The sequence below is a fragment of the Cryobacterium sp. CG_9.6 genome (assembly GCF_029893365.1).
Taxonomy (GTDB): domain Bacteria; phylum Actinomycetota; class Actinomycetes; order Actinomycetales; family Microbacteriaceae; genus Cryobacterium.
The window spans coordinates 1,027,585-1,039,820 of sequence record NZ_JARXUZ010000001.1; the positions used below are offsets into that span (position 1 = coordinate 1,027,585).

The 12,236-nt window shown below is 63.7% G+C and carries 7 protein-coding genes and 2 tRNA genes; 6 read left to right on the forward strand and 3 right to left on the reverse strand.

The genetic code is table 11. The features are described 5' to 3' along the window. Nucleotides 1–456: 456 nt before the first annotated feature. Together adhP and H4V99_RS04660 are read right to left on the reverse strand one after the other, a co-directional pair. Entirely contained in the window at nucleotides 457–1,467 is a 1,011-nt protein-coding gene (gene adhP, locus H4V99_RS04655; RefSeq protein ID WP_280679954.1) for an alcohol dehydrogenase AdhP, read from the reverse strand. A gap of 224 nt (nucleotides 1,468–1,691) precedes the next feature. Further along, nucleotides 1,692–2,999 (reverse strand): zinc-dependent metalloprotease, encoded by a 1,308-nt coding sequence (locus H4V99_RS04660; protein WP_280679956.1) that lies wholly within the window; start codon nucleotides 2,997–2,999, stop codon nucleotides 1,692–1,694. Between the two features lie 202 nt (nucleotides 3,000–3,201). On the opposite strand from H4V99_RS04660, the gene H4V99_RS04665 reads away from it, so the two are divergent. The 6 genes from H4V99_RS04665 to H4V99_RS04690 all read left to right on the forward strand — a co-directional run bounded on the left by H4V99_RS04665 (nucleotide 3,202) and on the right by H4V99_RS04690 (nucleotide 11,085). Then, nucleotides 3,202–4,311, forward strand: a complete 1,110-nt coding sequence (locus H4V99_RS04665; protein ID WP_280675955.1) for a S16 family serine protease — start codon at nucleotides 3,202–3,204, stop codon at nucleotides 4,309–4,311. 95 nt (nucleotides 4,312–4,406) lie between these two features. Further along, complete coding sequence (locus H4V99_RS04670) at nucleotides 4,407–7,349, forward strand: UPF0182 family protein (protein ID WP_280675957.1); 2,943 nt, start codon at nucleotides 4,407–4,409, stop codon at nucleotides 7,347–7,349. A 111-nt stretch (nucleotides 7,350–7,460) separates the two neighbouring features. Next, nucleotides 7,461–7,537: transfer RNA gene (locus H4V99_RS04675), tRNA-Met, on the forward strand. Between the two features lie 140 nt (nucleotides 7,538–7,677). Next, nucleotides 7,678–10,068 carry a phosphoenolpyruvate synthase gene (gene ppsA / locus H4V99_RS04680; protein WP_280675959.1) on the forward strand — a complete coding sequence of 797 codons (2,391 nt, stop codon included), beginning with the start codon at nucleotides 7,678–7,680 and terminating at the stop codon, nucleotides 10,066–10,068. Nucleotides 10,069–10,195: 127 nt separating this feature from the next. After that, nucleotides 10,196–10,269, forward strand: a tRNA-Met gene (locus H4V99_RS04685). A gap of 105 nt (nucleotides 10,270–10,374) precedes the next feature. Continuing rightward, nucleotides 10,375–11,085: a maleylpyruvate isomerase family mycothiol-dependent enzyme gene (locus H4V99_RS04690; protein ID WP_280675961.1), complete on the forward strand. Its 711-nt coding sequence runs from the start codon at nucleotides 10,375–10,377 to the stop codon at nucleotides 11,083–11,085. Here H4V99_RS04690 and H4V99_RS04695 read toward each other — a convergent pair. Continuing rightward, nucleotides 11,082–12,230, reverse strand: coding sequence for a cysteine desulfurase family protein (locus H4V99_RS04695; RefSeq protein WP_280675963.1), 1,149 nt, complete (start codon nucleotides 12,228–12,230; stop codon nucleotides 11,082–11,084). The two genes, H4V99_RS04690 and H4V99_RS04695, sit on opposite strands and share 4 nt — an antisense overlap. Nucleotides 12,231–12,236 lie beyond the last annotated feature (6 nt).

The following is a 12,236-nucleotide window of genomic DNA, read 5'->3' on the forward strand; positions in this document are numbered from 1 at the left end:
GGTGGCGCGGGTGCCGAGGTGCCGGTGGCCAGCGGGTGAGCGAGGCCCAGATCGGTGAGCAGCAGCCCGATGCGTTCGGCGGTAGGGCCCACTCCGTCCACCACCACGGTGGGGTGGGGACGGCTTTCCCGCACCGGGTCGTCTTCTAGCGCGGGCCCGAGCTGCTCAAGGAGTCGGGTCACGGCCTGAACGGATGCCCCCGCCTCTGTTCCCAGCAGAATGGCGCCCGAGAGAGGCACCCCCGCCCGGAGCCCGTTCAGAACGGCCTCCAACCCGGACGTGAGTCCGGCAAGGACTAGCACGGGCCGGTCGACACCCACCTGGATGGTGTCGGGGGAACGCCACACGAGCGGGAGGTGAGGATTGAGCCGAATCAGCATGACACGATGATGCACCGCCTCGGGCACCGTGGGAAGTTATCCACAGACCCGAGGCGGCAGTGTTGTGCGGGGTGGGTCAGTATTCGATGACGACGCGACCGTCGATCTTGCCGCGCTTCATCTCGTCGAGCACCTCATTCACCTCGTTGAGCCGGCGGGTGGCGACCGTGGGGTGGATCTCACCGCGAGCGTAGAACTCGAGAGCTTCCTCCATGTCCTGACGCGTACCCACGATGGAACCCCGGATGGTGAGGCCCTTGAGCACGATATCGAAAATGGGGGCGGGGAAGTCTCCCGGCGGCAGACCGTTGAACACGATCGTTCCGCCGCGCCGCATCATGCCGATGGCCTGGCCGAAAGCGGCCGGGTGCACGGCGGTCACGAGCACGCCGTGGGCGCCGCCGGTTGCTTTCTGAATGGCCGCGATCGGGTCTTCGGTGAGGGCATTCACGACGATTTCGGCGCCGTGCTTGCGGGCGAGGGCGAGCTTGTCCTCGGCGATGTCCACTGCGGCTACGCGCAGGCCCATGGCCTTGGCGTACTGCACGGCAATGTGGCCGAGGCCACCGATTCCGGAGATGACAACCCACTGGCCGGGTCGGGCTTCGGTCATTTTGAGACCCTTGTACACCGTGACGCCGGCGCAGAGCATGGGGGCGATCTCGATCGGGTCGGAGCCCGCCGGAATCTTCACGGCGAAGCGGGCATCAACGAGCATGTACTCGCCGAACGATCCGTTCACGCTGTAGCCGCCGTTCTGCTGTGCCTCACAGAGGGTTTCCCAGCCCGTGCGGCAGTACTGGCAGCTGCCACAGGCCGACCAGAGCCAGGCGTTACCCACCCGCTCGCCGATCTCCAGGTTCGTGACGCCGGCACCGAGGGCCACGACCTCGCCGACACCCTCATGGCCGGGAATGAACGGCGGGCTCGGCTTCACCGGCCAGTCACCCTCCACGGCATGGAGATCGGTGTGGCACACGCCGGTGCTGATGAGTTTCACGAGTGCCTGGCCGGGGCCGGGCTGGGGGACCGCCACCTCATCAATGGTGAGTTTCTGCCCGAATGTGGTCACGACCGCTGCGTGCATGGTGGTGGGGGTGTCTGGTGAAGCGTCACGACCTGTGGTCGTGTCGGTAGCGCCGTCCGTGCTGGATTCTGCATAAATAGTCATGAGCTGGCTCCTTCGGTTAAGACGTCATCGTCCATGTTCAAAACCGTAGGTCTACCCAGGTTGCAGAAACGTTGCGAGGGCGTTGCACGCGCCTGATCTGGCGGTGTAACACCCTCGCACTGGGGGTATATCTGGTGTGCTTACTCCTCGATCGGGCGCTCCGTGCCATCGTCGCGAAGCAGGTCTTCGAGGGCACGATCCAGATCGTCAAGTTCGGGCGCGGTCCCCGACGACGCGCTCGTCAAACGAGCAATCAGCTGTGTGGGATCGTCAATATCCTCCGATGACGGACCGATATCGGGGTGCGCCCACAGGGCGTCTCTCGCTTCGTTGCCCACGGCATCTGTTATGGCTTGCCACATTGCTGCGGCTTCACGGAGGCGGCGCGGGCGCAGCTCCAGGCCCACCAGGGTTGCGAAGGCCGATTCGGCCGGGCCACCCGAGGCGCGGCGTCGTTTCACCGTCTCGGCGATCGCGTCGGCCTTGGGGAGGCGACTCGTGGCCTCGACCGTGACCACGTCGACCCAGCCCTCAATGAGCGCCAGCATGGTTTCGAGGCGACCGAGCGCCTGCAACTGGGCGTCGGACTTGGGGGGAATGAGCGAACCGTCTGCCATGGCCCGCTGCAGTTCTTCGGGGTTGGCCGGGTCGAAGCTGGCGGCGAGGTCTTCGAGGCGGCTCGAATCAATAGTGATGCCGCGCGCGAACTCGGTAATGGAGCTGATGAGGTGCAGACGCAGCCAGCGTGCGTGGCGGAACAGGCGCGCATGGGCCAGCTCGCGCACGGCCAGGTAGATCTGCACCTGATCGTCGGGAACATCGAGGCCCGCACCGAAAACCGCCACATTCTGGGGGAGAAGTGCTGCCTGCTGCTCGCCGAGAAGGGGAATCCCCACGTCCCCACCGGAGACAACCTCGCTGGCGAGCTGACCGACAACCTGCCCGAGCTGCATGGCGAAGAGCGTTCCGCCCACGCTGCGCACGATCTGGCTGGCGTTGGCGATCATGCCCTGCATTTCCTTGGGTGCCTGCTCGGTGAGCACACGAGTGAGGGAATCAGAGATGCTGGTGGCCACGGGTTCCGCCAGCTGGGTCCAGAGCGGCATGGTGGCCGTGACCCACTCGCGGCGGGTCATCAGGCGCGGCTCCACGGTGAGTTCGGCCACGGAGATCACGTCGTCTAGCCAGAGCGCGGCAATATGGAAGGCCTGCTTGAGCTGCGCTTGCTGATCGTCGGTCGGGCTGAGCTGGCCGTTCGCGGCGCGCTCCTGACCCTGGGTGAGTGCGATGTCCCAGTTCACGCCCGTGGAACCTTGGCTGGAGTTGAGAGCACCCTGCAGCTGCTTCATGAGCGCGGCGAGGCTGGCGGGATCGCCGGCAAGTCCGGCCGCTCCGGCAAGTTGGCTCGGATCGATGGACGAATTGCCCGAGAGAATGTCCCGCAGCATGTCGCGGAATTCATCCTCAGGATTCTGACCCTCATCGGGTCGGGAGTCTTCAGCCACTTCAGGCACCTCTCAGTTACGTACTTCTACGCTAGTGCGAGAACCCTTGTGGAACTGGGAAATGGCCTAGGTTTAGGGTTCGGGTGTGCGCCCGTCGCGAACAGGCCCGTCCCGCACACGCAACCGAAGAGATAGAAGGTACGCGGTGGCTCTTTTCACCGATGAGTCCAGCGAGATGGGCGGATCGACCCGTCGACGTGGCGGGCGCAAGGGGTGGATTGTTCTTGCCGTTGCCCTCGTGGCCGGCGTGAGTCTCGGAATTGTTCCCTCCCCGTACGTGATCGAACAGCCCGGACCGGTTTTCAATACGCTCGGGACCGCACCCAACGCTGACGACGTAGAAACCCCCCTGATTCAGATCGACGGTGAGCCCGTGTATCCCACGAAGGGCACACTCGATCTACTCACGGTGTCGCTGTTCGGTAATCAGGAAAACCGCCCGGGCTGGCTTGCTGTTGCCGCAGCCTGGCTTGACCCAAGCAAAGCTGTCATCCCGGTTGATCAGGCCTTTCCTGCCAACGTGACCACAGAGCAGCGAGACACTCAAAACCAGACGGCAATGGTGAACTCGCAGCAGGACGCCATCGCCGCGGCCCTCACCAATCTTGACTATGAGTACCCGAGCACGGTCACCGTAGCGGATGTGCCCGACGGGTCCCCGGCCGCCGAGCTTCTCGTTGTCGGCGATGTCGTCACGAGTGTGGATGGAACGACCGTGGGCAACATCACTGAGTTGCGGGCAGCCCTGCAGGTTCTCGGAGCGGATGCCCCGGTGTCCGTCGGCATCATCCGTGACGGAGTTGCCCTCACCGAGTCGGTGACTCCCATCGTGAACGCGGGCAATGTGGTGCTCGGTATCAGCGTCACGACGAACTACGAGTTTCCCTTCACGGTGAAACTGGAACTGGACCGGGTCGGTGGACCCAGCGCCGGCATGATGTTTGCGCTCGGAATCATTGACAAACTCACACCCGGCGAGTTGCAGGGCGGTGCCCGGGTGGCAGGAACGGGCACGATCGATCAGACCGGTGCGGTGGGCCCCATCGGCGGCATTCAGCAAAAGCTCTACGGAGCGACGGACGCTGGGGCGTCCTGGTTCCTCGCCCCAGCCGACAATTGCGACGAGGTGACGGGTCATATCCCCGACGGACTCACCGTGTTCTCGGTTGCGACCCTCGACGATGCCCTGGCGGCCCTCGACGTCATTCGCACCGGCGGCGACCCAGAAAGCCTGCCCAGCTGCCCGACAAAATGATGTGAGTCCTGCTCAGAGCGTATTTCGGCGTGCGCTTGCCGCTGGATTTACTAGGATGGAATGGTCCCAGATCACATAGAGTATGAGGCCAATTCGTGACATCTTCACCCGACAGCGCTCCACGACGGGGCCGAACCCCGCTTGCCATCACGGCAGCGATCATTGCGGGGTTGGTGATCCTGTTCTTTATCTTTGCCGGACTGTACACAGATGTCTTGTGGTTTGACCAACTCGGGTTCCTCAACGTTCTGACCACTCAGTGGATCGCCACGGCCGTATTGTTCCTCATTGGCTTCATCGCCATGGCCGTTCCTGTCTGGATCAGCATTCAGATTGCGTACCGCAAGCGCCCGGTCTACGCCAAGCTCAACTCGCAGCTCGATCGCTACCAGCAGGTGATTGAGCCGCTTCGCCGCCTCGCCATGTACGGCATCCCGGCGCTCCTGGGACTCTTCGCCGGTGTGGCCGCGGCCACACGCTGGCAGGTTGTGCTCATGTGGCTCAACCGCAGCGAGGTGGGTCGCAGCGACCCGCAGTTCGGTTTCGACATCTCGTTCTACCTCTTTGACCTTCCGTTCTATCAGGCGGTTCTGGGCTTCGCCTCGGCGGTCGTGCTGATCTCCGCGCTCGTCGCACTCGCCACCAGCTACCTCTACGGATCTATCCGCGTCAGCGGCCGTGAGGTCATCATCGCCAAAGCTGCGCGCGTGCAGATCGCCGTGACGGCGGCCGTCTACCTGCTCCTGCAGGCCGTGAGTATCTGGTTCGACCAGTACTCCACCCTTACAAACCAGGGCAGCCTCATCACGGGTGCAAGCTACACGGATGTCTTCGCCACGATCCCGAGCCGGGCGATCCTTGCCGGCATCGCGGGCGTCGTTGCGCTGCTCTTCATTCTCACCGCCATCATTGGCCGCTGGCGGCTGCCGATCATCGGTACCGCGCTGCTGATCATCTCCAGCCTGCTGATCGGTTCGCTCTACCCCTGGGTTGTTCAGCGTTTTCAGGTTGACCCCAGCGCGAAGTCGCTCGAGGCGCCGTACATCGAAAAGAACATCGACCTCACCCGCGACGCCTACAACATCGCGGACGTGGAAGAGATCCCGTATAACGCCACCACCACCGCAGAATCCGGTGCGCTTCGTGCCGACGCCACCACGACGGCCAACATTCGTATCCTCGACCCGGCTCTCGTCAGCGACTCCTTCGGCCAGCTCGAGCAGTTCCGTCAGTATTACCAGTTCCCGTCGAACCTCGACGTTGACCGGTACATGATCGACGGCAAGTCGCAGGACACGGTCGTCGCCGTTCGTGACCTCGACCTCACCGGACTCAACACCGGAAACACCTGGGTGAACGCCACAACCGTGTACACCCACGGTTACGGCATTGTTGCCGCCTACGGAAACCAGCGTTCCGCAGATGGCCAGCCCGTGTTCCTGGAGTCTGGTATTCCCACGTCGGGTGCGCTCGGTGAGTTCGAGCCGCGCATCTACTTCGGTGAGACCTCGCCCGAGTACTCCATTGTCGGGGCGCCGGAAGGCACCGACCCGATTGAGCTGGACTACCCGTCGGGAACCGACGGTTCGGGACAGACCTATACGACGTTCTCCGGCGACGGTGGACCGAAGCTGGACAACCCGTTCAAGCAGCTCATCTACGCCCTCAAGTTCCAGTCGGAGCAGGTATTCCTCGCGAACGCCGTCAACGACAAATCGCAGATTCTGTACGACCGCGACCCGATCACACGCGTGCAGAAGGTTGCTCCGTACCTCACCCTCGACTCTGACGCCTACCCCTCGGTTGTCGACGGACGAGTGCAGTGGATCATCGACGGTTACACAACGTCGGCGAACTACCCGTACTCCACTCCGGTGAGCCTCAGCGATGCCATCACCGACACGGAGACGCCGCCGCAGCCTTTCGCGCTGGACAGCATCAACTACATGCGCAACTCGGTTAAGGCAACCGTCGACGCCTACAGCGGTGAGGTCACCCTCTACGCCTGGGACGAAAACGAGCCGATGTTGGAGACGTGGCAGAAGATCTTCCCCTCGACGCTCAAGCCCATGAGCGAGATGAGTGGCGATCTGATGAGCCACGTGCGCTACCCCGCCGACCTGTTCAAGGTGCAGCGTGCGATCCTCGGTCAGTACCACGTGACCGACCCGGGTTCGTTCTACTCCAAGGACGATGCCTGGATCTCGCCGAACGACCCGGACTCGCCCGCGTCGAACCCCACCCTGCAGCCCCCGTACTACCTCACCATGCAGGTTCCGGGTCAGGACGCTCCTTCGTTCTCGCTCTACACGACATTCCAGCCTGAAGCCACCGGAGAATCCAGCAGAAACGTGCTGTACGGCTACCTCGCCGTCGACGCCGATGCCGGTGCGGTGGATGGTGAACGTGCCGAAGGCTACGGAAAGATGAGGCTGCTCACGCTGCCGAAGGACGGTACGGTGCCTGGCCCCGGTCAGGTTCAGAACGTCTTCAACGCCGACCCCGCCGTCTCCACCGAGCTGAACCTGCTACGCCAGGGATCCTCGACGGTGCTCAACGGAAACCTGCTGACCCTCCCGGTCGGTGGCGGACTGCTCTACGTGCAGCCGGTCTACGTGCAGTCCACGGGTGAGACCAGCTACCCGCTGCTGCAGAAGGTGCTTGTTGCCTTCGGTGACCAGATCGCGTTCGAGGACACCCTCGACAGTGCCCTCGACGTCCTCTTCGGCGGTGACTCCGGTGCCGCTGCCGGTGACACCACGGTGCCCATCACCGATACGGACACGTCGACGACGAGCCCCACCGATGGCACAGACACGAGCACAGACTCGAGCACGGATACGAGCACGACACCGCCGACGACCTCGACCGGAAACTCGGCCACGGACGCTGAGCTCAAGTCACTACTCGCCACCGCCAACACGGCGTTGACCGAGAAGCAGGCTGCCCTGGCGTCGGGTGACTTCGCGGCATTCGGTGTCGCCGACAAGAAGCTCTCCGAGACGATTGCCAGCATGCTGGCGCTGCTCGGCGAGTAGCGTTCGGTTGCTCGCCGCGAGCCCTCACCCTTTACGGGCGGGGGCTCGCGGCGTTTCGGCGTCGGAGGTGGTCACCGGCGCGGCCCAGATAAGGTAAATTAGAAGACGTAGCGCGGGGTGGAGCAGTTCGGTAGCTCGCTGGGCTCATAACCCAGAGGTCGTAGGTTCAAATCCTGCCCCCGCAACCAACAGGCCGATTCAGCAGAAATGCTGAGTCGGTCTTTTTTTGTACCCGGCGACCGCCCGGTCTCGGCCTAGCCGCGACCGAAGCGCCGTAGTAGGTTCGCGCCGACGGATGACGGCGCAGCGACACGGGTAGGAGACGGGCATGATCTCGAGCAGTGTGGTGTGGTTCGATGACATCGGCCTGGCGGATATTTCGCGGGTTGGTGGCAAAAATGCCTCGCTCGGTGAAATCGTGCGGTCCCTCACGGCGAGCGGAGTGCGCGTGCCGGATGGCTTTGCCACCACCGCAGACGCATACCGAGGCTTCATCGCCTACAACGGACTTGAGCCGGAGATGAGACATCACCTGCAGCGGTTTCACGCGGGCGAGGTGTCACTTCGCTTCACCGGTGAGGCTCTGCGTGAGCTGTTTCTGAGCGCGGAGTTTCCCGAGAGCACGGCGAACGAGATCCGCACCGCGTACCACGCTCTCGGTGAGCGCGCCGGGCGCAGCAACCTCGCGGTGGCCGTGCGCAGTAGCGCAACGGCCGAGGATCTGCCCGACGCCAGCGTCGCGGGACAGCAGGAAACCTTCCTCAACGTGACGGGCGACCGGGACGTTCTTGACGCCTGCCGCCGCTGCTACGCCTCGCTCTTCACCGACCGGGCCATCAGCTACCGGGAGGTAAAGGGTTTTGACCACCTCGACGTGGCCCTCTCGATCGGCATCCAATGCATGGTTCGTTCCGACGTGGGCGGTTCCGGTGTGATGTTCTCCATCGATACCGACAGCGGTTTTCCCGGGGCAGCCGTGATCAGTGCAGCGTGGGGTCTAGGAGAAACCGTTGTTCAGGGCACCGTCGACCCCGATAAATACCTGGTCTTCAAAGCTTTGCTCGAGCAGCCCGGGTACCTGCCCATCATCGAGAAGACACTCGGGGCCAAAGAACGCAAGATGGTGTACTCCACGGGAGGGAGCGCACGCACCCGCACGATTGATACGCTCCTGCGCGAACGACAGTCCTTCGTGTCGACCGATGCCGAGATCGTAGAACTGGCTCACTGGGCCGTCATCGTGGAGAGACACTACGAACGCCCCATGGACATGGAATGGGCTAAGGATGGCCTCAGTCACGAGCTGTTCATGGTGCAGGCCCGGCCGGAGACGGTGCAGTCGCAGGCCAGTGGCACGACATTCACGGTCAGTCGGCTCACCGAGACCGGTGCGCTGCTGCTCTCGGGTATGGCCATCGGCGACAGCATTGCGGGCGGGGAGGTGTGCGTGATCAGGGACCCGGCCGACATCGAGAAGTTCGTCGACGGGGCCATTCTCGTTACCGAGATGACTGATCCGGATTGGGTGCCTATTATGACGCGTGCGGCCGGGATCGTCACGGAACATGGCGGACCCACCAGCCACGCGGCGATTGTGAGTCGGGAGCTCGGTGTGCCAGCCGTGGTGGGTACCGGCAATGCCACCGAGGTGCTCCGCGATGGACAACTCATCACCCTGTCGTGTGCGGAGGGGGACGAGGGCTACGTCTATGACGGTCAGCTGGCGTTTGAGACAGAAAACGTTGACCTGGGTGCGCTGCCGAAGACCCGCACGAAGGTGATGGTGAACATTGCCAGCCCCGCGGCGGCCTTCACGTGGTGGCGGCTGCCCGCAGATGGTGTGGGCCTGGCCCGGATGGAATTCATCATCAACAACCTGATCAAAATCCACCCGATGGCGCTCGTGCACCCGGAGCTCATCACGGATCCGGTGGCGGCCGAGCAGATTCGCGTTCTCACCCGGGGCCACGTCAATCCAATGGAGTATTTCGTGCAGACCCTGGCGCTCGGCATCGCCAAATTGGCCACCCCCTACTATCCCAACCCTGTCATCGTGCGACTGAGTGACTTCAAGACCAATGAGTATGCGCACCTGATCGGTGGTCAGTTCTTTGAGCATGCGGAGGAAAATCCCATGCTGGGTTTCCGCGGGGCGTCGCGGTATTACGATCCCCGGTACCAGGAAGGGTTCGCGCTCGAGTGCCGTGCGCTTCGACGTGTGCGGGAGCAGATCGGCTTCACCAATGTCATCGTGATGATTCCGTTCTGCCGCACCACCACGGAGGCGGACCGGGTGCTCGAGGTGATGGCCGCACACGGTCTCGTGCGCGGCGAGCATGACCTGCGGGTGTACATGATGTGCGAGATCCCGGCGAACGTGATCCTCGCGGAACAATTCGCCACCCGCTTCGACGGGTTTTCGATTGGTTCCAACGACTTGACCCAGCTGGTCCTCGGCGTTGATCGAGACTCAGAGGACCTGGCCAACCTGTTCGATGAACGCAATGAGGCCGTCACCCGAATGATCAGTCAGGCCATTGAGAAGGCCCATGCGGCGGGAATCCCCGTGGGCATCTGCGGCCAGGCGCCGAGCAACTACCCGGAGTTTGCGGCATTCCTGGTGGGGGAGGGGATTGACTCCATCTCTCTCAATCCCGACAGCTTTGTGAAGACCGTGGCTCGAATATCTGCCGCCGAGCGGGAGAGCGACACGAACTAGCACCGCCCGGCGGCCACGCTTCTTCTGCATCCGCTCTTGTTATTTGGGTGCCCAAGGCATAAATTCGAAGAAAGCAGGGCTGCGTGGTCGTGCGGTCTTTCGTGGTGTGCTAAATTTGTACTTGTAGCGCGGGGTGGAGCAGTTCGGTAGCTCGCTGGGCTCATAACCCAGAGGTCGTAGGTTCAAATCCTGCCCCCGCAACGAACGGCCCGGAACTTATGGTTCCGGGCCTTTTCTTGTTAATGCCCGGTGATGCCCATCCGCTCTGCGCAGTCCCGGCACCGTGAGGTGGGCTAGCGTTGCCCTATGAGCACCGACGCCCCATTGACCATCGTTCGGGAGGGCACCGCCCTCTTCGAGGCACAGCTGAACGAACTCAGTGATGCTCAACTCGACGAACCCTCCCTTCTTCCGGACTGGTCTCGGCGCCACGTGGTTGCACACGTGGGTTACAACGCTCTGGCCATTGCCCGCCTGGTGTCGTGGGCAGAGACCGGTGTGGAAACGCCTATGTTTGAGAGCCGTGAGGCGCGCAATGCGGAGATCGCCACGGGGGCGGCTCTTCCCGCCGCTGGCCTCCGCAAACTGAGCATGCATGCCGGAATGCTTCTGGACAGTGCGTGGCAACACCTGCCGGAAGAGAAGTGGGCTGCCGAGGTACAGACCGCCCAGGGACGCATGGTGGAGGCCTCGTTCACCATCTGGATGCGCACCCGGGAGGTGTGGATTCATGCCGTCGACCTCAACGTGACGGCCGGGTTCGCCAACATTCCCGCGCCCGTGCTGCAGCGAATTCTCGGTGACATTCTCGAGTCGTGGGCCACCCGCGGTGAGCTGGAGGGTGTGCGTCTGGAGGTGTCCGGTGTGGACGGACTGGTGTTCGGTGACCGGGACGCCCGTGATCCGCTGGTCGTCAGCGGAGACCTGGCCGCCCTCACACACTGGGCGTCGGGTCGGTTGGGGGCGCGAGTCACCTGTAACCACCCCGTTACCTCGGTGGCGCCCAGCTGGCTTTAGCGGCCGAGGCGCGCCAGCGCCGTCACCGCCTCACGAACGGATGCCCCCGCCAGCGCAATCTCCTCGGGTGTCGTGTGCGCCGAGAGGGTAAAACGCACGGCGGTCTGTGCCAGCTCGGCGCTGAGCCCCAGTGCCGTTAACACGTGAGACGGTTCCGAGCTCCCGGCCGCGCAGGCCGATCCGCTGGAGCACACGATCCCGCGTGCTTCCAGTTCCAACAGCACCGCCTCGCCACTCGTCCCGGCAAAGACGAACGACGCCGTTCCGGGTAGCCGTTGGGTGGGGTGACCGGTGAGCCGAGCCGTGGGGCAGGAGGCCAACACGGTGGAGATGAACTCCTCGCGCAGAGCGGTGACACGCGCGGCTACGACGCTGCGTTCACGGAGGCTCAGCTCGAGGGCCACGGCACAGGCCACAGCTCCGGCCACATTCTCGGTTCCGCTGCGCTTGCCACGCTCCTGACCGCCGCCGTGCAGCACGGGTTCCAGCGGAAGCCGCCCACGCACGAAGAGCACGCCAACTCCGGGAGGAGCGCCGAGCTTATGGCCGGACAGGCTGAGCGCATCAACGCCGAGCGCGGTCACATCGAGGGGGAGCCAGCCGCCGGCCTGCACCGCATCGGTGTGTATGAGTGCTCCGGCCGCGCGGGCAATCGCGGCAAGCTCCGCGATGGGTTGCACCGTTCCCACCTCGTTGTTGGCGTAGTGCACCGACACGAGCCGCGTGTGGGGGCGGAGGGCGGCACGTAGGTCGTCGGGGCGCACGCGACCGTCGGCATCCGTCGGGAGCAGGGTGACGTCGAAACCGTGCCGTCGGTGCAGATAATCAACGCTCTCCAGCACGGCCTCGTGTTCGATTGCGGTGGTGATCACATGATTGGGCCCCGGCTCGGAGGCGCCGAGTGCAAGACCCTTAATGGCGAGGTTGTCACTCTCGGTGCCGCCACTGGTGAAGAGAACATCTCCCGGGCGACATCCGAGTGAGCGCGCCACGCTCAGCCGAGCCTCCGTCAAGGCGGCGGCCGCGGCCTCACCCACGCTGTGACGGCTCGACGGGTTCCCGAAACCACTCGTGAGCAGCGGCCACATGGCCTCCAGCGCCTCGCGGCGCACCGGAGTTGTGGCCGCGTTATCGAGGTAGATCATGCCCAA

What these genes read in the sequence shown, in the direction of transcription:
- H4V99_RS04695 (WP_280675963.1), bottom strand. Translation starts at nt 12,230, where the DNA reads ATGATCTACCTCGATAACGCGGCCACAACTCCGGTGCGCCGCGAGGCG.
- ppsA (WP_280675959.1), top strand. Translation starts at nt 7,678, where the DNA reads ATGATCTCGAGCAGTGTGGTGTGGTTCGATGACATCGGCCTGGCGGAT.
- H4V99_RS04660 (WP_280679956.1), bottom strand. Translation starts at nt 2,999, where the DNA reads ATGCTGCGGGACATTCTCTCGGGCAATTCGTCCATCGATCCGAGCCAA.
- H4V99_RS04690 (WP_280675961.1), top strand. Translation starts at nt 10,375, where the DNA reads ATGAGCACCGACGCCCCATTGACCATCGTTCGGGAGGGCACCGCCCTC.
- adhP (WP_280679954.1), bottom strand. Translation starts at nt 1,467, where the DNA reads ATGCACGCAGCGGTCGTGACCACATTCGGGCAGAAACTCACCATTGAT.